Source organism: Photorhabdus hainanensis, from assembly GCF_018448965.1.
In the GTDB taxonomy this organism is placed as follows: Bacteria; Pseudomonadota; Gammaproteobacteria; order Enterobacterales; family Enterobacteriaceae; genus Photorhabdus; species Photorhabdus akhurstii.
Genome location: NZ_RCWD01000006.1, coordinates 134760 through 158911 on the forward strand (window position 1 = coordinate 134760; position 24152 = coordinate 158911).

General features: G+C 43.5%; 25 protein-coding genes. 20 read left to right on the plus strand and 5 right to left on the minus strand.

Going from position 1 to position 24152, the window contains the following annotated elements:
- Window positions 1-57: 57 nt before the first annotated feature.
- Both EAE92_RS24445 and EAE92_RS05640 read right to left on the minus strand, forming a co-directional pair.
- A complete protein-coding gene (locus tag EAE92_RS24445; RefSeq protein WP_246545027.1) occupies window positions 58-579 on the minus strand; it encodes a type II toxin-antitoxin system Phd/YefM family antitoxin in 522 nt (173 codons plus the stop codon).
- Window position 580: 1 nt separating this feature from the next.
- A complete protein-coding gene (locus tag EAE92_RS05640; protein WP_214067354.1) occupies window positions 581-1438 on the minus strand; it encodes a glycosyltransferase family 2 protein in 858 nt (285 codons plus the stop codon).
- 482 nt (window positions 1439-1920) lie between these two features.
- Here EAE92_RS05640 and EAE92_RS05645 point away from each other — a divergent pair, with 482 nt between their 5' ends.
- Entirely contained in the window at window positions 1921-2166 is a 246-nt protein-coding gene (locus tag EAE92_RS05645) for an AbrB/MazE/SpoVT family DNA-binding domain-containing protein (protein ID WP_214067355.1), read from the plus strand.
- A complete protein-coding gene (gene mazF, locus EAE92_RS05650; RefSeq protein WP_040148713.1) occupies window positions 2166-2498 on the plus strand; it encodes an endoribonuclease MazF in 333 nt (110 codons plus the stop codon). The genes EAE92_RS05645 and mazF overlap by 1 nt, the downstream gene beginning before the upstream one ends.
- A 204-nt stretch (window positions 2499-2702) precedes the next feature.
- On the opposite strand, the gene EAE92_RS05655 is transcribed toward mazF, so the two are convergent.
- Together EAE92_RS05655 and EAE92_RS05660 are read right to left on the minus strand one after the other, a co-directional pair.
- Window positions 2703-3674 carry a bile acid:sodium symporter family protein gene (locus EAE92_RS05655; protein WP_214067356.1) on the minus strand — a complete coding sequence of 324 codons (972 nt, stop codon included), beginning with the start codon at window positions 3672-3674 and terminating at the stop codon, window positions 2703-2705.
- 84 nt (window positions 3675-3758) lie between these two features.
- Window positions 3759-4796 carry an oxidoreductase gene (locus tag EAE92_RS05660; RefSeq protein WP_214067357.1) on the minus strand — a complete coding sequence of 346 codons (1038 nt, stop codon included), beginning with the start codon at window positions 4794-4796 and terminating at the stop codon, window positions 3759-3761.
- A 197-nt stretch (window positions 4797-4993) separates the two neighbouring features.
- Here EAE92_RS05660 and EAE92_RS05665 point away from each other — a divergent pair, with 197 nt between their 5' ends.
- From EAE92_RS05665 to EAE92_RS05705, 9 genes are all read left to right on the plus strand, one after another.
- Window positions 4994-5434 carry a DUF2569 domain-containing protein gene (locus EAE92_RS05665; protein ID WP_214039125.1) on the plus strand — a complete coding sequence of 147 codons (441 nt, stop codon included), beginning with the start codon at window positions 4994-4996 and terminating at the stop codon, window positions 5432-5434.
- 122 nt (window positions 5435-5556) lie between these two features.
- Complete coding sequence (gene rsxA / locus EAE92_RS05670) at window positions 5557-6138, plus strand: electron transport complex subunit RsxA (protein ID WP_011146612.1); 582 nt, start codon at window positions 5557-5559, stop codon at window positions 6136-6138.
- Window positions 6138-6770 (plus strand): electron transport complex subunit RsxB, encoded by a 633-nt coding sequence (gene rsxB / locus EAE92_RS05675; RefSeq protein WP_214067358.1) that lies wholly within the window; start codon window positions 6138-6140, stop codon window positions 6768-6770. The genes rsxA and rsxB overlap by 1 nt, the downstream gene beginning before the upstream one ends.
- On the plus strand, window positions 6763-9210 hold the full coding sequence (rsxC, locus tag EAE92_RS05680; RefSeq protein WP_214067359.1) for an electron transport complex subunit RsxC: 2448 nt from the start codon (window positions 6763-6765) through the stop codon (window positions 9208-9210). The genes rsxB and rsxC overlap by 8 nt, the downstream gene beginning before the upstream one ends.
- A gap of 12 nt (window positions 9211-9222) precedes the next feature.
- The gene (gene rsxD / locus EAE92_RS05685; protein ID WP_214067360.1) at window positions 9223-10302 is read left to right on the plus strand and encodes an electron transport complex subunit RsxD; all 1080 of its coding nucleotides are present in this window, start codon (window positions 9223-9225) and stop codon (window positions 10300-10302) included.
- A gap of 9 nt (window positions 10303-10311) precedes the next feature.
- Window positions 10312-10941: an electron transport complex subunit RsxG gene (gene rsxG / locus EAE92_RS05690; protein ID WP_214067361.1), complete on the plus strand. Its 630-nt coding sequence runs from the start codon at window positions 10312-10314 to the stop codon at window positions 10939-10941.
- Window positions 10938-11636 carry an electron transport complex subunit E gene (locus EAE92_RS05695; RefSeq protein WP_214067362.1) on the plus strand — a complete coding sequence of 233 codons (699 nt, stop codon included), beginning with the start codon at window positions 10938-10940 and terminating at the stop codon, window positions 11634-11636. Before rsxG ends, EAE92_RS05695 begins: the two co-directional genes overlap by 4 nt.
- 1 nt (window position 11637) lies before the next feature.
- Entirely contained in the window at window positions 11638-12276 is a 639-nt protein-coding gene (gene nth, locus EAE92_RS05700) for an endonuclease III (protein WP_036776177.1), read from the plus strand.
- 139 nt (window positions 12277-12415) lie between these two features.
- Window positions 12416-14359 carry an exoribonuclease II gene (locus tag EAE92_RS05705; RefSeq protein ID WP_214067363.1) on the plus strand — a complete coding sequence of 648 codons (1944 nt, stop codon included), beginning with the start codon at window positions 12416-12418 and terminating at the stop codon, window positions 14357-14359.
- 95 nt (window positions 14360-14454) lie between these two features.
- Here the strand turns inward: EAE92_RS05705 and EAE92_RS05710 are convergent, their stop codons facing one another.
- Window positions 14455-16440: an alkyl/aryl-sulfatase gene (locus EAE92_RS05710; protein ID WP_214067364.1), complete on the minus strand. Its 1986-nt coding sequence runs from the start codon at window positions 16438-16440 to the stop codon at window positions 14455-14457.
- Between the two features lie 638 nt (window positions 16441-17078).
- Here EAE92_RS05710 and EAE92_RS05715 point away from each other — a divergent pair.
- From EAE92_RS05715 to EAE92_RS05755, 9 genes are all read left to right on the plus strand, one after another.
- The gene (locus tag EAE92_RS05715; protein WP_036776181.1) at window positions 17079-17528 is read left to right on the plus strand and encodes a phage tail protein; all 450 of its coding nucleotides are present in this window, start codon (window positions 17079-17081) and stop codon (window positions 17526-17528) included.
- Window positions 17529-17782: 254 nt separating this feature from the next.
- Window positions 17783-19072 (plus strand): phage tail sheath family protein, encoded by a 1290-nt coding sequence (locus tag EAE92_RS05720; RefSeq protein ID WP_214067365.1) that lies wholly within the window; start codon window positions 17783-17785, stop codon window positions 19070-19072.
- 54 nt (window positions 19073-19126) lie between these two features.
- A complete protein-coding gene (locus EAE92_RS05725) occupies window positions 19127-20299 on the plus strand; it encodes a phage tail sheath family protein (RefSeq protein ID WP_214067366.1) in 1173 nt (390 codons plus the stop codon).
- A gap of 18 nt (window positions 20300-20317) precedes the next feature.
- Window positions 20318-20776: a phage tail protein gene (locus tag EAE92_RS05730; protein WP_214067367.1), complete on the plus strand. Its 459-nt coding sequence runs from the start codon at window positions 20318-20320 to the stop codon at window positions 20774-20776.
- On the plus strand, window positions 20773-20952 hold the full coding sequence (locus EAE92_RS05735; RefSeq protein ID WP_214067368.1) for a DUF5908 family protein: 180 nt from the start codon (window positions 20773-20775) through the stop codon (window positions 20950-20952). Before EAE92_RS05730 ends, EAE92_RS05735 begins: the two co-directional genes overlap by 4 nt.
- The gene (locus EAE92_RS05740; RefSeq protein WP_105397324.1) at window positions 20939-21622 is read left to right on the plus strand and encodes a CIS tube protein; all 684 of its coding nucleotides are present in this window, start codon (window positions 20939-20941) and stop codon (window positions 21620-21622) included. The genes EAE92_RS05735 and EAE92_RS05740 overlap by 14 nt, the downstream gene beginning before the upstream one ends.
- Window positions 21619-23220: a phage baseplate assembly protein V gene (locus EAE92_RS05745; RefSeq protein WP_214067369.1), complete on the plus strand. Its 1602-nt coding sequence runs from the start codon at window positions 21619-21621 to the stop codon at window positions 23218-23220. The genes EAE92_RS05740 and EAE92_RS05745 overlap by 4 nt, the downstream gene beginning before the upstream one ends.
- 12 nt (window positions 23221-23232) lie before the next feature.
- Window positions 23233-23655, plus strand: coding sequence for a GPW/gp25 family protein (locus EAE92_RS05750; protein ID WP_214067370.1), 423 nt, complete (start codon window positions 23233-23235; stop codon window positions 23653-23655).
- A complete protein-coding gene (locus tag EAE92_RS05755) occupies window positions 23652-24068 on the plus strand; it encodes a hypothetical protein (protein ID WP_214067371.1) in 417 nt (138 codons plus the stop codon). The genes EAE92_RS05750 and EAE92_RS05755 overlap by 4 nt, the downstream gene beginning before the upstream one ends.
- The last annotated feature ends 84 nt before the right edge of the window (window positions 24069-24152 follow it).

Consider the following 24152-nt stretch of genomic DNA (forward strand, 5'->3'; position numbering starts at 1 on the left):
ATTTTTCCGATTCATATGCCATGAATAGCAGAATATTGGTATCTAACAGCAAATCCATTAAGAATATTTTCCTTCAAACATATTAATAACTTCAGTGCTGTTCATATCGTCAAAATTGGTGGGGACGCTACCTTTGCCTTTGAGGAAACCGAGCTTGCGCTTAGGTTTATCTTTTCTGTATGCGATGACTTTAACCAATGCATGACCATTCTTGGCGATCACTACGGACTCACCAGTGCGAATGACTTCCTGGATAATTTTGGACAAGTTAATTTTATCGTCGTAGATGTTAACTTTTTCCATAAAATGACCTCTTTTTGTACATACTTTAAACATAGCCATTTTTGTTGGTCTAGTCAATTTGGTTAGGCTAATGATTTGCTTATAACTTACTAAAATTGCTTTTGATATTGGTAAACCAACTTTCCTACAATCAACATCATATGCAGCTTTCACATTAATATCTTTGATTGAAATGCCTAGATTATTAATTATCGGATCGCTATCTGAGTGAAAATAAATCCCTTGATAGAAAGAAGAACAGCAATTTCCAACACCTGCAATAGCAACGTTAATCATATTAAAAATCCTTTTCGTTAGTATTTTGTGAAATTATTAAATCATTTAATTTAAATATATTTTCTTCTTTTATAAGCCAATCTGTCATTTCATTATTATACTTCTCAGAAATATACTTTTTATTTTCTAAGTTGGTCTTATAATTTGCATCATCATCCTCTGGATGGGACAGATGTATACCTTCTATCCCCTCAAACAAATGAAATTGAGAATTAGCTTTGTGAAGCCGGAAACCAAGATCAATATCTTCACCACCCCATGATTTAAAATGTTCATCAAAACAGCCCACTTTTTCAAAGAGTTCTTTTTCTACACTAAATATTGTTCCCCATAAAAAAACCCAAGGTGCAGGCATGGAACATAATTTATAGTTGAATCTCGCGTATGAGCTTTGGCGAATATCTTTGCCAACACCCAGTTCTTTCATCCTTTTAATTGTGCTGTCTACATCATCTAGGTCAACTTTTAGATCCCATTTATTTTCAGAGTACAGACCGTATACATTTCCAATCGAAACTGATTGTGGGTTAGAGCTATGGAACTTAATCACATTCTTAACGAAATCACTTGGCAAAAGTACGTCAGCATCAACAAACGCCAGTAGCTCCCCTTTTGCATTTTTAACTCCAATATTTCTCGCTCGGGCTACACGGAAACCTTCGTCAGGTACATATATATACTTGAGTTTATAGTTGTAAACTCGTTTAGTAACAGCGAGACAAGTCTCATCGCTAGAACCATCATCTACAACTATTACTTCGAAGTCATTAAAATCCGAACTTTGCTTGTTTAGTAAAGAGAGCAAAGACATTAGACTTTCTTTTTTGTTATAAGAAGGAATGATTATACTTAGAGTCATAAATTCTTTACTCCTTGATCTTACTTTTTATTTCAAGAAAAGAGGCTTTAAAATTATTCATATCTGATAGAATGTAGTTTCCCTGTAGAGATAAGCAATTATTTAATCTGTTTAGGAATTCTTCAATAAACTCATTAAATATGAATTCATTGAGATTATAAAGCCTTCAATATCGTTCTAATACTTTTCTTCCAAAAAGATATCAGGACGATGCACAGCATATCTATCATAGCACCAAGCGATTATTGATGGTATCCATTCTGCCCGTCAAAATCGCGATATCGACATTCGTCTTATCGAAATTTTAAGCAGAACTTTTGGTGAACAAGCCCTTTCGTCGTTATTTCCGGTTCCTAAACTCCCGCTTCAAAAACAGTTTTCATTTGCATTATAACAACACACAAGTAGAGTATCGACAAAGTTGATACTTAAAATTAAAACTGATAGAGTATCTTCATTGTTGATACTTTGAGGATTTAAAAATGGCACGAGTAGTAGTGAAAAAATGGGGTAACAGCCCTTCTGTACGTCTTCCGGTAGCTATCATGCAAGCCGCCTCACTTAATGTCGATGATGCTGTTGATATTACTGTCGAAGATGGTCGAATTATCATTATTCCAGTCAGGGCGAAAGAGTATTCTCTAGATGCGCTATTAGCAGGAATTACACCGGAAAATATTCATGAAAAAATAGATTTTGGTTCTCCCGTGGGTAAGGAATTGATCTGATGGTTTCTCGTTTTGTGCCTGATGCTGGCGATATTATCTGGATTGACTTTGATCCTGTGACTGGACACGAACAGGGAGGCCATCGCCCCGCAGTAGTACTGAGTCCATTTGCATATAACAATAAAGTGGGGTTACTACTCTGTGTTCCTTGCACAACGAAGGCAAAAGATTATCCTTTTGAAGTTGAACTATCAGGAAGCCGCGATAGTGTCGCCTTAGCTGATCAGGTAACATGCGTTGATTGGCGAGCCAGAAAAGTGACAAAAAAAGGCAATGTTAATTCTTCAGAACTGGAAGATATAAGAGCTAAAGCAAAAGCGCTTATCGGATAACGAGGTTTTACATGACCAGACTCCAAACTCCTTAGTCTTAGATCTCGGAAGAAAAATATTTGAAATATAAAATTGCATTCATTGGGGAAATATAAAATTCAAATAGAAACTTACGATTTAAATTTCGTAGTCAAATATTACATTGTTGTAAATATCATTAATATATATTTACAACAATTTCCTATCATAGATTTATAACTATTTCTATTTTAACCTCTTGGCATAACGTTGCGCCAATACGGCACACACCATCAACTGAATTTGATGAAAAATCATCAACGGCAGCAACATTACACCCACCGTCGCCGCCGGAAATAGCACATTCGCCATTGGCACGCCATTAGCCAGACTCTTTTTCGAACCACAAAAAACAATCGTAATTTCGTCTTCTTTATTAAAGCCCAACCAACGAGCGGTATAAGTATTAATAATCAGCACAATCGCCAGCATAATGCAGCAAATAATCCCAATCATCAGTAGCGAATAACCATCAATTTTATGCCATATGCCCTCTACAACCGCCTCACTAAAAGCCACATAAACCACCAAAAGAATTGATGACCGGTCAGTTATATTTACTAGTTTTTTATGTTTCTCCACCCAACGTGCAATTAATGGCCGTGACAGATGCCCAATAATAAAGGGAACCATCAATTGAAGGACGATAGATTTTATTGCTGCCAATGTATCGGGGCTGCCTTCTCCCTGCGTATGGATCATCAGTCCGACTAATATTGGCGACAAAAACACACCCAAAATACTGGATGCCGAAGCACTGCAAATAGCCGCGGCAACATTACCACCAGCAACCGAAGTAAAAGCAATAGCTGACTGAACTGTAGCCGGTAACGCGCAAAGATAAAGGAATCCCCAATAAATCGTTGGTGTCATGACTTCGGGTACTAGTAAATTCAGTCCTAATCCGATAATTGGGAATAAGACAAAAGTACTGAAAAAAACAACTAAATGAAGCCGCCAATGTCCCATGCCGGCAATAATAGCTTGACGAGATAATTTAGCGCCATGCATAAAGAACAACAGAGCAATAGCCGCTGTGGTTAACCGTTGAAATCCTACTTTTATTTCACCTTCGCAAGGAAAAAATGTTGCAATAACAACTACCGTCACTAATACCATCAAAAAAGGATCTATTTTTAATCTTTGCCACCAAGTCATTTATCATTTTCCTTGCTTTGCAAATAATTAGCCCGGCAAACCAGGCTAAGTAGTAAATTAAAAAGTCACAACAAGGTAGTAAGTTTAAATTGCCACTGTACGTTGTTGTTCTGCCGATTGAATACCAGCTTCAATTAATTTCATGATTTGAATTGCTTCACTTGCCGTGACTGGATTAGGTTTACCTAGCGTAATCGCATCACGGATAGCAGCATAATAAGCAGAATAATTACCAGGCAAAGTCGGTACATGTTCAGTCACTAACTCCTCTCCACTTAACAGTGTCATAACACCGTCGCGAATATCATATCCCCAATCGGCATGCGGCGGTCTTTCCCCTGCTTTCAACCGTTCTTCCTGAGGATCAAGACCATATTTCACATAACTGCCTTCCATACCATGCAACGTATAAACAGCAGATTCAGCCGCCGCCACGGTTGTTGCATGAAGAACCACTTTAATATCCGAATAATTCAACAACACGTGGAAATAATCCACTGCTGCCGCTTGTGGGCGAATCATCCCCAAATCAGCGGTAATAGATTGCGGTTTACCAAATAGTTGAACCGCCTGATCGAGTAAGTGAGGTCCTAAATCATACCAAATACCACTTCCTTGCCCTGCCGCTTCACGCCATCTTTGACGTATAACCGGACGATAACGATCAAAATGGGATGCGAAATATTTTAATTTGCCCAAACGATTTTCTTTAATTAACGATTTTATCGTCAGAAAACCGGAATCCCAACGGCGGTTATGAAATACAGAAAGTAATAAACCCGCCTTTTCTGCCTGCTCTTTTAAAGATTCAGCCTGTTCAACGGTGACGGTGAATGGTTTATCCACCACAACATGCTTACCCGCCGCCAATGCCTTCTGTGCCAGAGGATAATGCGTATCATTAGGTGTCGGAATAACGATTAAATCAATGTCGGGATCATTAAAAAGATCCTCAGGGCAGGATACCACCGGAATATTTGACCAATCTGATTTCACTTTTTCAGCATCACTACTGGAAATGGCGGCCAATTTAACACCAGCAGTGCCGGCAATTAACGGTGCATGGAACGTTTTACTCGCATAACCATACCCCACCAATCCAGCCTTTAACAGCTCACGCATAACAGCCCCTCAAACTCATTAATAACATGCAGCAATTTCAGCATCCGTAAAAAATATCATCGGTGATGACCGTTGCGCAAACTATCTCTGAATTTACTCTTGAAGATCTTTCAACCAATCTATTCCTACCATCTATTTCCTAAGTCATCAGAATCGCCTATTATTCTTTTTTCGTATAGCTTCAAGTGGAATGATTTATGTATCAAACCAATGATTACCACCGAATTAATGGTTGGATTCTGGCTCCGGCAGCTTATCTGATTATGACTTTTTTCAGCGCCAGTATAATGCTCGCCTTATATATTGTGGCATTTTTTAGTCAAAACAGCGCATTGAGCGCCGGGAATAATCACTTTACTTTAATGTGGTTTTTTTCTGTCGCCATTACTGCGGTAATGTGGTGTTACACCCTATGGGTATTGAAACTGCTTTTCATTCGATCGAAAAGATTCCCGCAAATTTTTATTATTTGGCTTATTGTTACCGTATTAATTGCATTGAAAACTTTCGCTTTCTCCCCTATTCCTGATCAAATGGCTTTACGCGCATTAGCATGGCCACTATTGGCAACCGCTATTTTCGTCCCCTACATTAAACGCTCTCATCGAGTCAAAATGACTTTCACACAAGATCGATAACCTCAACTTTCTTTGGTTGTTATCATTAACAATAGATTGCCCCTGGTAAGACGAGGGCATACTTATAATTTAATAAAAGTCAACTTAATAAAAAGTAAACAAACCCATTTTCAGGCACAGCAATGACTGACTATTTTCTTTTATTTGTTGGAACCGTATTGGTTAACAATTTCGTCTTGGTGAAATTTCTTGGCTTATGCCCTTTTATGGGTGTCTCTAAAAAGCTGGAAACCGCCATCGGGATGGGATTTGCGACAACATTCGTTATGACACTGGCCTCTGTATGTTCGTGGTTGGTGAATACCTTTATTTTGTTACCACTGGATTTAATCTATTTGCGTACCCTGAGTTTTATTCTGGTTATTGCGGTGGTGGTGCAATTCACCGAGCTTGTTGTACGCAAAACCAGCCCGACGTTATACCGGTTATTGGGTATTTTCCTGCCGTTGATTACGACTAACTGTGCTGTACTTGGTGTGGCGCTGCTGAATATCAATCAATCACACGATTTTTTACAATCCGCTATCTATGGTTTCGGTGCCGCCGCCGGTTTCTCTCTTGTTATGGTACTGTTTGCCGCTATTCGTGAACGTCTGGCTGTTGCTGATGTCCCCGCCCCTTTCAAGGGGTCATCTATTGGTCTTATCACTGCGGGTTTAATGTCCTTGGCTTTTATGGGCTTTAGTGGTTTGGTGAAGTTCTGATGACATCATTATGGATTGCTATTGGCGCACTCAGTGCGCTAGGGTTAATTTTTGGGTTAATCCTGGGGTTTGCCGCCCGCCGTTTTCAGGTGGAAGAGGACCCTATTGTTGAAAACATTGATGATATTCTGCCGCAAAGCCAGTGTGGGCAATGTGGTTATCCTGGTTGTCGCCCGTATGCTGAAGCCATAGCGAATAATGGTGAGATGATTAACAAATGCGCTCCCGGTGGTGAACAAGCCATGCTGAAAATTTCAGAGCTGCTCGGTGTCGATCCACAACCATTAGATGGTGATGCAAGCGTACAAAATCCAGCCCGCAAAGTCGCCTTTATCGATGAAGAGAATTGCATCGGCTGCACCAAATGTATTCAAGCCTGTCCCGTAGACGCTATTGTCGGCGCTACTCGTGCCATGCATACCATCGTTGAAGATCTCTGTACCGGTTGTGATCTGTGCGTTGCGCCTTGCCCAACAGACTGCATTACGATGATCCCGGTAGCCACAACCACTGCTAATTGGAAATGGGATTTAAAAACCATTCCCATTAAAAATATTACTGTTCAGCCATCGCACTCCGTTTCCATCAACAGTATCCCAGTTAAAAATATTGAGGCTGAACATCATGTTTAACTTATTAAATTTACTCAATAAAAACAAAATCTGGGATTTTGCCGGTGGTATTCATCCACCTGAAATGAAGCTGCAATCCAGCCAAGCTCCTTTACGCATCGCGCCACTGCCGGAAGAGTTAATCATCCCATTGCAACAACATTTGGGTACGGAGGGCGAGTTGCTGGTTAAAACGGGTGATAAGGTGCTTAAAGGCCAACCTTTAACATTTGGCACTGGTCGTACAGTACCGGTTCATGCATCGACTTCCGGCACCATCATTGCCATTGAACCGTGTATAACCGCGCACCCATCCGGGTTGAAAGAGTTATGTGTTCGTTTGCGCCCTGATGGCGCCGATCAATGGTGTACACGCATTCAGGCACCTGATTATCAATCATTGGATACAGAGACGATCCTGAACCGAATCCATCAGGCAGGTATCGCAGGTTTAGGCGGAGCCGGCTTTCCGACCGCAGCCAAACTGCAAAGTGGCCGGCATGGCCTTAAGACGTTGATCATTAACGCGGCAGAATGCGAACCTTATATTACCGCGGATGATCGCCTGATGCAGGAACATGCCGACGAACTTATTGAGGGCATTCGTATTCTGGAACATCTGCTTAAACCGGAGCAGATCCTGATTGGTATCGAAGATAATAAGCCAGAAGCAATAAAAGAACTTAAAACCGCGCTAAAAGGCGATAAATCGATTATCGTCCGGGTTATCCCGACCAAATATCCTTCCGGCGGCGCTAAACAACTGACCAAAATCCTGACAGGTAAAGAAGTTCCATCCGGCGGCCGTTCCTCCGCTATCGGCGTGCTGATGCAGAACGTAGGCACAGTGGTTGCAATCAAGCGTGCCATCATTGATGGAGAACCTTTGATTGAGCGAGTCGTTACGCTTACTGGAGAAGCAGTCACCTCACCGGGCAACTTCTGGGCGCGGCTCGGCACTCCAGTACAATTTCTTCTCCAGTTAGCTGGGTTTGAACCACAATCAGAACAAATGGTCATTATGGGCGGCCCCTTAATGGGATTCACGCTGCCCGACCTCAACGTGCCCATCGTTAAGATCAGTAACTGTATTCTGGCGCCATCTCATCAGGAAATGGATTCAAATACAGCGGAAGAGGCTTGTATTCGTTGTGGATTATGCGTGGAAGCCTGTCCTGCCCGTTTATTGCCGCAACAACTCTATTGGTTCAGTCGCGGGCAAGAGCATGAAAAGGCCAGAGATCACAATCTGTTCGACTGTATTGAATGCGGCGCCTGTGCTTATGTCTGTCCAAGCAATATTCCTCTGGTGCAATATTATCGCCAGGAGAAAGCCGAAATTCGAGCCTTGGATCAGGAAAACCGACGTTCAACGGAAGCCAAAATTCGTTTCGAAGCTAAACAGGCCCGTATGGAACGAGAAAAATTGGCCCGTGAAGAACGACACAAAAAATCGGCCGTTCAAATTGATAATAAAGATAAAAGTGCTGTGCAAGATGCACTTTCCCGGGTGAAGGAAAAACAGGCTGACGCAGGTAAAGTTGTTGCTATAGAACCGGGACAAGTACCTGATAATTCCGCAGCAATAGCGGCTCGTCAGGCAAGAAAAGAGCAGCTTCGCGCTCGTCAGGCGGAAAAACAGGCGGCTGAAAATATTAATATTGCTCCATCTGAACCAACAAGTGCGGAAGATCCACGTAAAGCCGCATTAGCAGCAGCGATTGCCAGAGCTAAAGCAAAGAAAACAGCTCAAAATCAGGAAGTAGCGCCATCACTGGAAACGAAAGAACCAGAAACCACCGCTAGAGAAAAACAAGATCCTCGTAAAGAGGCGGTCGCGGCCGCTATTGCCCGCGTCAAGGCCAAGAAGGCTCAAACTCAGCAATCAACTGAAATTCAGGCAGAAACACAGGTGACGGAAGACAGTGATCCACGCAAAGCCGCCGTCGCGGCCGCGATTGCTCGTGTTAAAGCCAAGAAAACTCAGACTCAGCAATTCACTGAAAATCAGGCAGAAACACCGCCAGCGGAAGAAACTGATCCGCGGAAGGCTGCCGTCGCGGCCGCGATTGCTCGTGTTAAAGCCAAGAAAGCTCAAACTCAGCAATTCACTGAAAATCAGGCAGAGATACCGCCAGCGGAAGAAAATGATCCGCGGAAGGCTGCCGTCGCGGCCGCGATTGCTCGTGTCAAAGCCAAGAAAACTCAGACTCAGCAATTCACTGAAAATCAGGCAGAAACACCGCCAGCGGAAGAAACTGATCCGCGGAAGGCTGCCGTCGCGGCCGCGATTGCTCGTGTTAAAGCCAAGAAAGCTCAAACTCAGCAATTCACTGAAAATCAGGCAGAGATACCGCCAGCGGAAGAAACCGATCCACGCAAAGCGGCAATCGCTGCCGCTATCGCCAGGGTTAAAGCCAAAAAAGGCACTCAGGAACAACAGAAAGTTTCAATAGAATAGTGATTGTTATAAATGAAATTCAGACCCGTTCAAGCTGACAATAAAAAACTAAAAGTCGCAAGTTCGCCTTTTACACACAACCAGCAAAATACCAGCCGTATTATGCTGTGGGTTGTGCTGGCCGCGATACCCGGTATCGCGGTACAAACTTACTTCTTTAGTTACGGTACCTTGTTCCAGATCCTGCTTGCGGTAATTACCGCTCTGCTTGCGGAATCATTTGCCCTATCTTTGCGTAAACAGGCAATTATGCCCCGTTTGCAGGATAATTCTGCGTTACTGACCGGCTTACTTTTAGGGATCAGCCTTCCTCCGCTGGCTCCTTGGTGGCTGATTGTATTAGGAACTGTCTTTGCGGTGATTATTGCCAAACACCTCTATGGCGGTCTTGGTCAAAACCCATTCAATCCGGCAATGGTCGGTTATGTCGTACTGCTAATATCATTCCCAGTGCAAATGACCAGTTGGTTGCCTCCTATGGATTTACTGGCAACACAAATCACACCGCTAGACTGCCTGATGGTGATCTTCACCGGCCATACCCCCGATGGAACAACATTACAGCAGTTGCAACAAGGTTTCGATGGGATTAGCCAGGCCACACCGCTGGATAGCTTCAAAACCGGTTTATTGACCCACAATATTGATGACGTTCTTCGCCAACCTATATTACAAGGATCTTTGGCGGGTATTGGCTGGCAATGGGTCAACATCGCTTATCTTGTTGGTGGGCTGATTCTACTGAACAGAAAAGTGATAACCTGGCAAATTCCTGTGGCATTTATCCTGGTATTAGGCTTATGCGCGCTCACAAGCTGGCTGATTGATCCATCTCGTTATTCGCCGCCATTATTACAACTGTTTTCTGGCGCAACCATGCTAGGCGCATTCTTTATTGCAACCGACCCCGTCAGCGCTTCCACGACCCCCAAAGGCCGTTTGGTTTTTGGCGCCATGATTGGCCTGTTAGTTTGGGTTATCCGTGTTTATGGTGGTTATCCTGATGCGATAGCGTTTGCGGTCTTACTGGCGAATATCACCGTGCCGCTTATTGACCATTACACCCAACCCCGCGTTTACGGGCATAAATAAGGAGCCGTTATGTTAGAAACCATGCGACGTCACGGCATCACGTTAGCCATTTTTGCCGCAATTACCACCGGGCTGACAGCTATCGTGAATTCACTTACCAAAAGCACTATCGCGGAACAGGCCGCGCTACAGCACAAGTCGCTGCTTGATCAGGTTATTCCACCGGCTCTGTACGACAACGACATACAAAACGAATGCTATCTAGTCAATGCTGATGCTCTAGGCAATAATTTGCCTCATCGTCTCTATCTGGCGCGTAAAAATGGTCAACCTGTAGCCGCCGCGCTAGAAAGTACCGCACCGGATGGTTATTCCGGCGCTATTCAATTACTGGTTGGAGCAGACTTCTCAGGAAAAGTGCTTGGTGTACGAGTTACAGAACATCATGAAACCCCAGGACTAGGGGATAAAATTGAAACCCGAATTTCAGACTGGATTAATGTCTTCTCAGGGAAAATCATCACATCCAATCATGACCGGCGCTGGGCGGTAAAAAAAGATGGCGGTGAGTTTGATCAGTTTACCGGCGCCACTATTACCCCACGCGCCGTGGTAAACTCAGTCAAGCGGACCGCGCTTTATTTACAGACCATACCTGAACATCTCTCTTCTCTAGAATCCTGTGGAGAAAAATCATGAGTGAAACCAAAAATTTATTTATCCAAGGGCTATGGAAAAATAACTCCGCTTTAGTACAACTGCTAGGATTGTGCCCACTGTTAGCCGTCTCTTCCACTGCAACCAACGCGCTTGGTTTAGGGCTGGCAACGACACTGGTTCTAGTCTGTACCAACATTGCGGTTTCCAGCTTGCGCCGTTGGGTACCCAACGAGATCCGTATTCCAATTTATGTTATGATCATCGCTTCGGTTGTTAGTACCGTCCAAATGTTGATTAACGCTTATGCTTTTGGCCTGTATGAATCACTAGGGATTTTCATTCCGCTGATTGTGACTAACTGCATTGTTATTGGTCGTGCTGAAGCTTATGCCGCGAAAAATCCGATCGTACCTTCAGCTATTGATGGCTTAGCTATGGGATTAGGAGCAACTTGCGCACTGTTTGTTCTCGGTGCTATTAGAGAAATTCTCGGCAATGGAACCCTATTTGATGGCGCTGATTTACTTTTGGGTAATTGGGCTAAGGTATTACGAATAGAAATCGTTCATATGGATTCCCCTTTCCTGTTAGCGATCTTACCTCCTGGCGCTTTTATCGGTTTGGGGTTAATGCTGGCAGCGAAATATCTTATTGACGAAAAAATGAAAACCAGAGCAATAAAAGAAAAACGCAGTACAATAACAATGTCGCAAGAATCGGAGAGTTCTATTTGATATGAACAAACAGAAACGTATCGAAATTTTAACGCGCTTACGGGATAACAACCCAAAGCCAACAACTGAATTAGTTTTCACAACGCCATTTGAGTTACTTATTTCAGTATTGCTTTCAGCGCAAGCGACAGATGTGAGTGTTAATAAAGCCACAGCAAAACTCTATCCCGTGGCGAATACCCCTCAGGCAATTCTGAATCTGGGTGTCGATGGGTTGAAAGAGTATATAAAAACAATCGGTCTCTATAACACCAAAGCAGAAAACACAATTAAAACCTGCCGAATATTGTTAGAAAAACATGCTGGCGAAGTTCCCGAAGATCGCGCCGCATTGGAAGCATTGCCGGGTGTTGGCCGCAAAACGGCCAATGTGGTGTTAAACACTGCTTTCGGTTGGCCGACTATCGCGGTCGATACCCATATTTTTCGCGTTTGTAACCGTACTCAATTCGCGCCCGGTAAAAATGTCGATGAAGTCGAAAATAAATTACTGCAAGTCGTTCCGGCCGAATTTAAAGTTGATTGTCATCATTGGCTTATTTTACATGGTCGTTATACCTGCATAGCTCGTAAACCTCGTTGTGGCTCCTGTATTATTGAAGATCTATGTGAATTTAAAGAAAAAATTTACCCTGAGTAACTATTGTAATTTTCATTGCAATTTCCATACTGTCTTGCGCTATTTTGCAGATGTTGCTTGCTCGACACCGCCAATTCGCGTAAAACTGTTATTCCAAAAACTATCTGATAATAACCCTCTAACTTTCTCCGCGGATATTATGTTTCAAAACAACCCGCTGCTTGCACAGCTAAAACAGCAACTTCATTCCCAAACACTTCGAGTAGAAGGTTTGGTCAAAGGTACCGAAAAAGGATTCGGATTCTTAGAAGTCGATGGGCAAAAAAGCTATTTCATTCCCCCCCCACACATGAAAAAAGTTATGCATGGCGATCGAGTAACCGCCGCTATTCATACTGATAAAGAAAGAGAGATCGCCGAACCAGAAACATTGGTCGAACCATTTCTAAATCGCTTCGTTGGCCGCATCCAGAAAAAAGAAAACGATAACCGTTTATGGATCGTTCCTGATCACCCACTGTTAAAAGATGCTATCCCTTGCCGACCGGCCAATCAGGTCACACATCCATTTCAGCATGGTGATTGGGCCGTCGCTGAAATGCGCCATCATCCACTGAAAGGCAGCCGTGGGTTTCATGCGGAAATTACCGGCTATATTACTGAGAGTAGCGATCACTACGCCCCTTGGTGGGTAACACTAACTCGCCATAATCTGGAACGTGATGCTCCCACCATGACTGCCGATTGCCAAATGAACGATGGCGATCTTGAGCGCATTGACTTAACGTCGCTGGATTTTGTCACTATCGACAGTGCAACCACGGAAGACATGGACGATGCTTTGCATATCGCTAAGCAAGATGATGGCAGCCTGAAACTCAGTATCGCCATCGCTGATCCAACCGCTTATATCGCGGCTAACAGCGAACTGGATCAAATCGCCCATCAACGTGCTTTCACTAACTACCTGCCGGGTTTTAACATTCCTATGCTGCCGCGCGACCTGTCAGAAAATTTATGCTCTCTGCGCCCTAACGCCCGCCGTCCAGCATTGGTTTGTCAGGTTTCCATTCTGGAAGATGGTCAGCTGGGTGATGATATTGCGTTTTTCTCTACCTGGGTTGAATCAAAAGCTAAACTGGTTTACGACGAAGTTTCCGACTGGCTGGAAGAAACAGGAACCTGGAAACCTTCTTCTGAGGCAATTGGAACTCAAATCACTCTCCTGAAAGAAATGAGTGATCGCCGTAACCAATGGCGCCACCAAAACGCGCTTATTTTCAAAGATCGCCCTGACTACCGCTTCATTCTCGATGATAATGGTTATGTACTGGATATCGTGGTAGAACAACGCCGTACAGCCAACCGTATTGTTGAAGAAGCGATGATCACTTCTAACCTGTGCGCCGCAAAAATCCTGCGCGATAAATTAGGTTTTGGTATTTACAATGTCCATATGGGTTTTGAGCCGCTGCAAATTGAACAAGTGGTTGAATTATTGCAAGAAAATGGCATCGATGCCAATACAGAAGAGTTGTTGACCTTAAACGGCTTCTGCAAATTACGCCGTGAATTGGATAAACAACCAACACAATTCCTTGATAGTCGCATTCGTCGTTTCCAGACTTTCGCAGAAATTAAACCTGAACCCGGTCCTCATTTTGGTCTCGGTTTTGAGGCTTACGCCACCTGGACATCACCGATCCGTAAATACAGCGATATGATTAACCATCGCTTACTGAAAGCGATTATTCAAAAAACGGATGTGGAACAACCTTCAGAAGAAACCTGTTTGCAACTGGCCGAACGTCGCAGATTGAATCGTATGGCCGAACGTGATGTAGGAGATTGGCTATATGCACGTTTCCTGCACTCCCATGCCGGAACAGAGCAACGCTTTACTGCGGAAATCATTGATATTACCCGTGGCGGCTTACGTGTTCGCTTGGTCGATAACGGCGCCGTAGCCTTTATACCGGCGCCATTCCTGCATGCGGTGCGTGATGAACTGCAATGTAGCCAAGAGACCGGCACAGTGATTATCAAAGGTGAAACCGCTTACCAATTAAACGACATTATTGACGTTCGTATTGAAGAAGTCAGAATGGAAACGCGTAATATTGTCGCACGCCCTGCCGCCTGATTTCTCTCATAAAAACTCTCTGAATCAAACTACAGCGATTAAGCTGTAGTTTGTTATTAAAAATCCACAATCAAAGGGAAGAATTACATCACATTTTATTCTGCGCGGGGTGTCGCTATATTGAACCAGAATGGAAAATTATCCAGCATACCAAGGAACTCATTAAACTTAGCGCGTTCTCCCTTAATTTTCACATTCCTTTTTTTCACCTCATTATCAAATTCTTCTTTACCCAAGTGAATTTTATCCAGAATAGCTTTGGCTAACGTCAATGTAACATCGGCCTGTGTCACCTGCTTATCCGTATAATTCAGTACCCCATTTTCCACGGTCAGTGTATAGCGTTTATTGAGATCGGTAAGATTAATGTTCATCACCAATTTCTTACCGGCAGCTTTAGGTCCATTCAACCGCACTGCCAGATAATCAAATAACATCTCCGGTGATATGGCACGAATCGTATCCGGGCTGCTAGTACTCAAACCGCCAGATTTCGGTACGCCGTGACGCAGTTCCGATGCGCCTTGCAAATAACTCGAACGCCAGGAATTTGATTCAGATTGATAACCTAATTGCTCATAGGTTTTAGCCAGCAATGCCTTCCCTGCCATACTATCTGGGTTAGCAAAAACAACATGCTTAAGCACTTGCGCTACCCAACGGTATTCTCCTTTATCAAAATCAGCCTGCGCACGTTTGATCAACGCATCTTCCCCTCCCATATATTCCACATATTTAATCGCAGCAGGTTTCGGCGGCAGATTATTCAAATCAGAAGGATTTCCACTGTACCACCCCATATAGAACTGATAAACCGCACGAACATTATGACTTAGTGCGCCATGATAGCCACGGTTGGGAAAATAGTGTGCAAGCTCTGATGGCAATCTGAGCATCTCAGAAATTTCTTCACCCGTGTAACCTTTATTCATCAGATTCACTGTTTGGTCGTGAATATATTTGTATAAATCACGTTGTTTTTTGAAATAATCCACCACACGCTCTTTACCCCACATCGGCCATTGGTGGCTCTGAAATTTTACCTCTACCTGATCCCCATATAATTCAATGACTTGATCAATATATTTCGACCAAGCTAAAGCATCGCGTACTTGGACACCCCGCAACGACAAAATATTATGCATGGTATTCGTCGTATTTTCCGCCATCCACATCGCTTTCCACTGCGGAAACCAGGTATTCATCTCAGCGGGAGCTTCCGTGCCAGGTGTTACCTGAAATACCATATCCACACCATCAACCGTCATTTTTTCACCCGTGAATTTGATAGTACGCGTTGGCGGGATCAACGTTACCGTTCCAGCCACCGACGCCAAACTCAAACCCGACCCCACATGCCCTTGGGGAGTACGCGGCAATACAGTACCAAACATATAAACAGCCCGACGGCTCATAGCATTACCGGCGATCACCTTCTCGCTAGCAGCCTGTTCCATAAAACCTTCTGGCGCAATAACTTGCACTTTTCCGACTTTAACATCATCCTCGTTGACAATACCGCGCACACCACCGTAATGATCAACGTGAGAATGGCTGTAAATCACACTCACTACCGGCCTTTTACCCAAGTGTTTACTGACCAGATCGTAGGCTGCCTTTGCCGATTCCGTGGATGTCGCCGGATCTAAAACAATCCACCCGGTATTTCCTGCAATAAAAGTAATATTAGCCAGGTCATAACCGCGTACCTGATAAATATGATCGCTCACTTTATAGAGTCCATATTCCATATTCAGTTGCGCATTACGCCACAAGCTGGGATTAACGGTATCTGGCACAGGTGTTTTATCAGTAATAAATTTACGGTAACTATCGAGATCTAATATAACTTTACCTTTATCATCACGAATAATCAGAGAATCCGGCCTGGCGATAAGACCTCGTTTCGCATCATCAAAATCAGATTTATCATTGAATGGCAAAGTTGATGCCATTTCGGCATTAATTTGTTTAGTAATTTCCGTAGCAGGAAGGGAAAGTTTATCGTGACTAAATGATGAAGGACTAAGAATGGCAAACGATACTGCGGTTGAAATGGTTAATAAACATTTGTAATTCATAAGATAATATTCCTTTAGACAGATTAATCAGGTTTAAAACCAAAAATAACTTTATCCATAAAATCCAAACGATATGAATCATAGCCTGTTAATAATAGATAGGAATATGAAAATAAGTAAAGGAAACAAATCCAGGTCATCGCTATTAGTACCACAACAAAAAATAGTTGTTATTATAGGAAAACTATAAATAACAACATCAATCTCCCTTCTTCATTATTAAAATCAAATAATCTGACATATTAAACCTGAAAAAAGAATTATACGTAACCTTTTGTTAATAAATCGCTTTGCCGAAACTTAGCATCTTCTATATATCAAATTTTATAACACACCATTTATTCATCCTTTTATAGAAAAATATAACCATGTGATTATAAAATAATTTATATGGAAATAATTCCATTGATTGATAATTTTAAACATTAATAATTGATATTTGAAATTAACATTGATTGACTATAATCCAACGTGATCATCCATGTGATCTCAAATTTACCGAGTAACGTTTCTATATAAAGAGTAACCAAGAAAAACCAGGTTAGTGCGGTAGCTATTGTCTATAGTTCAGTGCTAATCAAAACAAAGCGATAATCGCGCTTAACATGTAATACACATGAAAAATAAAGGAAATAACTATGACCATAACGACAGAACAAATTGCTGTTGACTATCCAATACCAACTTATCGATTTGTCGTCTCCGTTGGTGATGAACAAATCCCTTTCAACAGCGTTTCGGGACTAGATATTACTTATGATGTCATCGAGTACAAAGATGGCACCGGTAATTACTATAAAATGCCGGGCCAGCGTCAACTGATCAATATTACGCTGCGTAAAGGGGTATTCCCTGGCGATACCAAACTTTTTGACTGGCTTAATTCCATTCAGCTTAATCAAGTTGAGAAAAAAGACGTTTCAATTAGCCTGACCAATGAAGCCGGTACCGAAATTTTAATGAGCTGGAGCGTAGCAAATGCATTCCCAACTTCATTAACTTCCCCCTCTTTTGATGCCACCAGCAATGATATCGCCGTTCAAGAAATAAAACTTACCGCAGACCGAGTAACCATTCAGGCTGCTTAAAGTATCACGATGACTGATATATCAGACGGGACAAAATGATGCTCAAAATTGGCATAACGGCCACCCGTCCAACTAAATTCACCATCCTACAGTTCACATATACCCTATAGATTTCAAGATGCATCGCGGCGGCAAGGGAGCGAATCCCCGGGAGCATAGATAACTATGTGACCGGGGTGAGTGAGTGCAGCCAACAAAGAAGCAACTTGAAAGATGACGGGTATAAAATATCGCCCAATAATTGGAGGCAATATATGCCAACATTAACAACTTATCCCGGCGTTTATATTGAAGAAGACGCCTCGCTATCTCTATCGGTTAATACCAGCCCAACTGCTATTCCTGTTTTTATTGGTAAATTTTTTAAAAAAAACGGCAGTCAGCCAGCAAAAGGGAGCTGTATTAGAATTACCAGTTGGTTGGATTTTACTTCTCAGTTTTCACTTTCACCGACCATATCAGTGATGGCTACAAGTAACAGTGAGAATTCCCCAAAAACCTATACCTATGCCGCCACTGTCACAGCCACAACCATTCCTCTCAGTGCCTTTGCTGTACAACACTATTTTAATAATGGTGGTGGAGTCTGTTATCTGTTGCCGGTGGAAGAAGGAGAAGAATTAGCAACGCTGCCAGACCTGATTGAAAAACAACAGGAGATTACCTTACTGGTCTGTCCTGAAACGAATACAACGTTAAAACAGAACGTTTATAACGCCGTAAATTCTCTATTAAAGGATAAAGTAGGTTACTTCCTAATTGCTGATAGCGAAGATGGAACAAATAAGCCAGATACCCAAAAGGATAAAACCGCTGTCTATTACCCTAATTTAGAGACCTCTTTTACTTATAGCAGTCCGGCGGATGCTGATATTGCTCTGAGTGGTTATGAAAGCTTGACTAAGCTGGCAGAACTGAAATCAAAATCAACAGCGGAGTATGATAAAGCTAAAAAAGCCGTCGACGACATATTGAAAGCCACTAAAATTACCTTACCCCCTAGTGCCGCCGTTGCGGGTGCCTATGCGGCAACCGATGCCAGTCGTGGTGTCTGGAAAGCACCCGCTAATGTGGCATTGAATAATGCCAAACCATCTGAGCCGATCACAAATGATAAGCAAGGTACCATGAATGAAGCCGGTATTAACGCTATCCGTCACTTTACCGGCAAAGGCACGTTGATTTGGGGAGCACGTACATTAGACCAAACGAACAACTGGCGTTACATCCCGGTACGACGTTTATTTAATGCGGCGGAACGAGACATCAAGCGGGCAATGCGATTTGCCGTTTTTGAACCTAACAGCCAGCCAACTTGGAAGCGGGTACAAACAGCCATTGACAACTACCTCTATCAACTTTGGCAACAAGGAGCACTCGCGGGAAATAAACCGCAAGAAGCCTACTTTGTCCAGATTGGTAAAGATATCACCATGACCGATGACGATATCAAACAAGGCAAAATGATCGTCAAAGTCGGTATGGCGGCGGTTCGTCCGGCTGAATTTATTATCCTTCAATTCTCGCAACATGTAGCACAGTAACCGTACTGAGGCGCGGTTTAACACCGCGTCCATTCAGTCATTGAGGAGATGATAATGACAACAGAGACAAAACAACCGGGCGTCACGATAACGGAAAGCCGGATATCCCAGCCACCAAACAATGAATTTATCGGTGTCCCCGTTTTTATTGGTTATACCGAAACAAGCTCAAGTAATAAAACCACCATTAAACTAAACAGCCTGACTGACTTTACCCAACATTTTGGTAAATCAGGATTAACCTATTATTCAGTGCGCCACTTCTTTGAAAACGGTGGACAGCAAGCCTATGCACTGTCATTGGGTCATGATAAATCGCTAACCGATTTTCACACCATCCTAAAACAGGACTGGGTGAAACAAGCGATTTCGGCAGAAAGCAAAATCACACTCATTGTTGTACCTGATATTGCTCGTTTTAGTGATACCAACACCCCAAAAGACCTTTGGCTACAATATTGGCAATCAATACTTGAACTTTGCAAAAGCCGACGCGGCATCATGGGATTACTGGATGCTCCTGACGATCCAACATTAGCTGCTAATTGTCTGGCTGATTTTTCTTCCAGTGATCGACAATGGGGCGCCGTATACTGGCCAAGGCTGATAAGCGCCTACCAGGAGAAAGATAAACATATCGTACTTTCACCTACCGCTGCGGTCGCCGCTGTTATACAACGCAATGACAACCGAAAAGGCGTATGGACAGCCCCTGCCAATGTCGCTTTAACCAAGGTGATCAGCCCAGTACGCTCTTACATTGAAGCAGGCGCCCTCCTTAACCTTAATCAAGAAGGCACTTCGTTGAATCTGGTTCGCAGTTTCCCCGGCAAAGGCATTAAAATCTGGGGATGCCGCACACTGGACAACACGCCGGGTTCCCCTTGGCGTTATATCCAAATTCGCCGACTGGTTTCCTATATCGAAACCCACATGACCCAACTTGGCCGAGCCTTCGTCTTTGAACCCAATAACGCCATCACTTGGATGAAATTTAAAGGTCAGGCCCACAACTGGTTACGTCAGTTATGGTTAAAAGGTGGATTGCGCGGCACTCAGGAAGATCAAGCATTTGAGGTGTTACTGGGTGTTAATGAATCAATGAGTGAAGCCGATATCCTGGCCGGAAAGATGATCATGAAAATCAGGCTGGCCCTGTTAATTCCGGCGGAATTTATTGAGCTGAGTCTGACATTTGATATCCGTAACAATACTGTATCTAGCTAATCTCAACAGGGGAAAAACATGTACAACTTATACACCCCGTCAGTATCACACCGTTTTATCGCCAGTTTTCTGTTTAACAACATTCCCAGTCCACTTGATATCGCCTTTCAGCGCATATCGGGCCTGAGCCGAGAACTACAAACCACTCAACACAGCCAAGGTGGGGAAAACGCCAGAAATGTCTGGCTAACCGAAAAGATCCAACATGGCAGACTGGTATTGGAGCGTGGCGTCATGACCATCACCCCACTCACCTTAATATTTGATCGCGTGCTGCGCGGTGAGAAAGCGGTATATACCGATGTCGTCGTCATGCTGCTGAACGAAAACACGTTACCTGTAGCAAGCTGGACGGTCAGTAACGCGCTACCGGTTCGTTGGTCCACCAGCGACTTTGATGCTAATAGCAACACCGTGCTGGTGAGCTCACTAGAACTACGTTATCAGGATATGCGCTGGTTAGGAGTAAAAGCATGACTGTAGAAATTAAGGAACTGATTATTCAGGCGAAAGTCACCGATCCGACGAGCGATCAACTTGGCTCACGAACATTAGCCCAAGAAAAGCTGGATAACGCCCGTTTGGTTGAGATAGTGAAACGGGAAGTATTAGAGGCATTACGTGAAACAGGAGGCGATTATGAGTTTAATTGAACGCGGTTTATCCAGACTCACCTTAACAGCCTTCAAAGATCGGGAAGGCAAAATTTCCGTGGGTAGCTTACAAGCCATGTACAACCCCGATACGATCCAACTTGATTACCAAACCCGCTACCAACAGGATGAAAGTGTCAATCGTGCCAGCCAAAGCAGCCGCTATGTATTATCCCAACCTGCCGGATTATCCTTAGTCCTGCTATTTGATGCATCGATGCCCGGCAATAGCACGCCAATAGAAACTCAGCTTGCGACCCTAAAATCACTGTGTGCGGTTGATGCCAGCACCAAAGTACCCCACTTCCTTAAAATCAAATGGGGAAAAATGCGCTGGGAAAATAAAGGTTATTTTGCCTGCCGGGCCAGTGGCCTTGCCATCAACTACACCCTGTTTGACCGGGACGCCACCCCTTTACGGGCCAGTGCGACCTTATCTTTAGTGGCAGATGAAAGCTTAGTGATTCAGGACACCGAGCAGCAATTAAAATCGCCGCCGGTCACTGCGGTTAGCGTCACAGACATGCTCTCCTTACCCTTGATTGCTTTAGGCGCCGGCGCTTCTCTGGCAGGCGGTATCGATTATCTCTCTCTGGCCTGGCAGAACGATCTGGATAATCTTGATGACTTTACCCCCGGGCAAACCTTACAAGCACGGAGGGATACATGAAAATACCCACAGTAATCATCAAGATAGGTGGTAAGACACTCAACCAATTTACCGTAATCAGCCTGACAACCCACCATCACATCAACGGCATCCCTTCGGCCAACATCACTCTAGGCATAGCCGGTGATGCCAGCCATATTTTTGACGCCAAGACGCAGGCTGAATTGACAAGCTGTCGCCCGAATCATGAAGTTATCGTACAGATGCAAAAAACCGTGTTATTTAAGGGCGTTATCGTGCGGCAAACACTGGGGCTTAAAGGTCAAGACAGCATCATTACCCTGACAGCAAAACATCACCTGCAAAAATTAACCCATAGCTTTCACTCGCAGCTATTTAATAAACAGAGTGATGAGGCGATTATCAAAAAACTCTTTAATCAGAATGGTATCCAAACGACGATCAAACAGGCGCCGCAACTTAAAACCGTTCATGAACAAATGGTGCAATTCCGTTGCAATGACTGGGCATTCCTAAAAAGCCGATTGACTGCGACTAACACCTGGTTATTGCCCGGTAATGAATCAGTTACCTTGATAACACCTAAAGCGCTGAATAAATCAACTGTGCATACCCTTCATCGGCATGCCAGCGATCAAAACATTGTGCTATTTGAAGCGGATCTCCAGTGGAATAACCAACACAACCCCAAAACCGTGAGTATACGTGCCTGGGATGTGACTCAACAAAAGCTTTCTCAGGCAATCAATACCCAAAACAGCAAGCTTGGCAGTAACAAGCTGGCCGTGGACAGTATCGCCGCGCTAGCTGATAAAGAGTGGCAATGGGCTTACAGCTATCCATTGGATAATGAACAAGCCAAACATCTTGCTCAAGGCATTATGGATAATCTACGCAGTCATAATATATCCGGTAGCTTTGAAATCGAAGGTAATCATCATTACCAACCGGGGAATGTTTTGGCGTTAAACGGCTTTGGTCAGGGAATGGATGGTCAAGGAATTATCACTGGAGTAAATCAGATAATTAACCAGCGGCAAGGCTGGCGCACCCGATTAACCTTAGGCATGTTGCCGGATGTAGACCCTCCGGTGCCACAGGTAAAAGAGTTACACATCGGTATCGTGGAAAAATATCAGCAAGACAGCCAATCGCTAGGCCGTATTCCCGTCAGAATACCAGCATTAAACCTAACCCAAGGTGTACTCTTTGCACGTTTAGGTAAACCTTATGCCAGTCATGAAAGTGGGTTCTGCTTTTATCCAGAACCGGGGGACGAAGTGATTATCGGCTTCTTTGAATGTGATCCCCGTTTCCCGGTGATATTAGGCTCCATGCATAATCCTAAAAATAAATCGCCGGTAGAACCCAGTGAAAAAAATCCGGTGAAAACCTTAGTGATCAAACGAGGAGATAAACAACAGGCATTAATCTTCGATAATAAAGAAAACACCGTGGCACTTAATAGCGGAGAAAATAAAGTCTCTCTGCAACAGGATAAAGATATTACGCTCAATTCATCTAAAAATCTCATCACTCAGGCGCAGGAAATTAACATACAAGCGGAAAAATCTCTGTCAGCTACAGGAAAATCCGGGGTGGATATTAAAGGCTCGAAAATTAATTTAACACAATAATGAGGTATTGAAATGACAAACTCAATATTAGCCGATATTTATGGTCGCGGCTGGAAATTTCCACCACAGTTTTCTCTTGAGACTGGCGTAGCAATGGCCGAAGGCGCCGAAAATGTTCGCCAAAGTATAAAAATCCTTTTTCTAACTGAACCCGGTGAACGGATTATGCGTGAAGATTATGGCTGCGGTCTGAATGATTATATGTTTGAAAATATCAGTGATGAATTGTTATCGGAGATTCAAACCCGCATTGAAGAGCGAGTCTTACGCTATGAACCTCGTGCTGAAATCACCGATATTCAGGTAACTCAGAAAACAGATTCATCGAATACCTTACATATTCAAGTGACCTATGCCCTAAGAGGCAGTGAAATTAGTCAACAGCTTGAAGGTATTCTTGAAGTCAACGAAGGTCGGGCAAAGGTAAGCCTATGAGTAAGCAATTGATCATCGATGGAGATAGTCTGTTATTCGAACCCTTATTCGGCAACCGGCAAGTCACCATTTTGGGACCGGCAACTATCAGAGGCAGCGGGCACGCCCAAATTCAAGGTAAAAAGATTGCCATTGTGGGTGATGAAAAAAAGGTACAGCTCCAGGCGCAATATATTACCCCCAGCCACCCAACACTCGGCATGGGTATAGTCACCATTGCCCAATTGGATACCAGCCAGCAAGTCAACTTTTGCCGCAGCCCTGCCACGATAATTATTGTCGGGCAGCAATTTACCGCCCGTTTTACCCCGACACAACCGGCGATTAATCCGTCAGGCGTACCGGATATAACAACCCCCAGTCTGGGAAAAGGCCGTTTTATTGCTGGTCAATATTTCGTTAACGCCGGATAAATAACGCTTCAAAATTCATTATTAAATAACGATATTATTCTGTAAAAATATATCAAAAATATATTCAAATAACAGGTGGTATAA

Coding starts and splice junctions, on each gene's coding strand:
- EAE92_RS05720 (WP_214067365.1), top strand. CDS start 17,783: ATGCCAACATTAACAACTTATCCCGGCGTTTATATTGAAGAAGACGCC.
- EAE92_RS05755 (WP_214067371.1), top strand. CDS start 23,652: ATGAGTAAGCAATTGATCATCGATGGAGATAGTCTGTTATTCGAACCC.
- EAE92_RS05705 (WP_214067363.1), top strand. CDS start 12,416: ATGTTTCAAAACAACCCGCTGCTTGCACAGCTAAAACAGCAACTTCAT.
- EAE92_RS05665 (WP_214039125.1), top strand. CDS start 4,994: ATGTATCAAACCAATGATTACCACCGAATTAATGGTTGGATTCTGGCT.
- EAE92_RS05730 (WP_214067367.1), top strand. CDS start 20,318: ATGTACAACTTATACACCCCGTCAGTATCACACCGTTTTATCGCCAGT.
- rsxB (WP_214067358.1), top strand. CDS start 6,138: ATGACATCATTATGGATTGCTATTGGCGCACTCAGTGCGCTAGGGTTA.
- EAE92_RS05740 (WP_105397324.1), top strand. CDS start 20,939: ATGAGTTTAATTGAACGCGGTTTATCCAGACTCACCTTAACAGCCTTC.
- EAE92_RS05725 (WP_214067366.1), top strand. CDS start 19,127: ATGACAACAGAGACAAAACAACCGGGCGTCACGATAACGGAAAGCCGG.
- rsxC (WP_214067359.1), top strand. CDS start 6,763: ATGTTTAACTTATTAAATTTACTCAATAAAAACAAAATCTGGGATTTT.
- EAE92_RS05660 (WP_214067357.1), bottom strand. CDS start 4,796: ATGCGTGAGCTGTTAAAGGCTGGATTGGTGGGGTATGGTTATGCGAGT.
- nth (WP_036776177.1), top strand. CDS start 11,638: ATGAACAAACAGAAACGTATCGAAATTTTAACGCGCTTACGGGATAAC.
- EAE92_RS05695 (WP_214067362.1), top strand. CDS start 10,938: ATGAGTGAAACCAAAAATTTATTTATCCAAGGGCTATGGAAAAATAAC.
- EAE92_RS05745 (WP_214067369.1), top strand. CDS start 21,619: ATGAAAATACCCACAGTAATCATCAAGATAGGTGGTAAGACACTCAAC.
- EAE92_RS05735 (WP_214067368.1), top strand. CDS start 20,773: ATGACTGTAGAAATTAAGGAACTGATTATTCAGGCGAAAGTCACCGAT.
- EAE92_RS05750 (WP_214067370.1), top strand. CDS start 23,233: ATGACAAACTCAATATTAGCCGATATTTATGGTCGCGGCTGGAAATTT.
- rsxA (WP_011146612.1), top strand. CDS start 5,557: ATGACTGACTATTTTCTTTTATTTGTTGGAACCGTATTGGTTAACAAT.
- EAE92_RS24445 (WP_246545027.1), bottom strand. CDS start 579: ATGATTAACGTTGCTATTGCAGGTGTTGGAAATTGCTGTTCTTCTTTC.
- EAE92_RS05715 (WP_036776181.1), top strand. CDS start 17,079: ATGACCATAACGACAGAACAAATTGCTGTTGACTATCCAATACCAACT.
- rsxD (WP_214067360.1), top strand. CDS start 9,223: ATGAAATTCAGACCCGTTCAAGCTGACAATAAAAAACTAAAAGTCGCA.
- EAE92_RS05655 (WP_214067356.1), bottom strand. CDS start 3,674: ATGACTTGGTGGCAAAGATTAAAAATAGATCCTTTTTTGATGGTATTA.
- EAE92_RS05640 (WP_214067354.1), bottom strand. CDS start 1,438: ATGACTCTAAGTATAATCATTCCTTCTTATAACAAAAAAGAAAGTCTA.
- EAE92_RS05645 (WP_214067355.1), top strand. CDS start 1,921: ATGGCACGAGTAGTAGTGAAAAAATGGGGTAACAGCCCTTCTGTACGT.
- EAE92_RS05710 (WP_214067364.1), bottom strand. CDS start 16,440: ATGAATTACAAATGTTTATTAACCATTTCAACCGCAGTATCGTTTGCC.
- mazF (WP_040148713.1), top strand. CDS start 2,166: ATGGTTTCTCGTTTTGTGCCTGATGCTGGCGATATTATCTGGATTGAC.
- rsxG (WP_214067361.1), top strand. CDS start 10,312: ATGTTAGAAACCATGCGACGTCACGGCATCACGTTAGCCATTTTTGCC.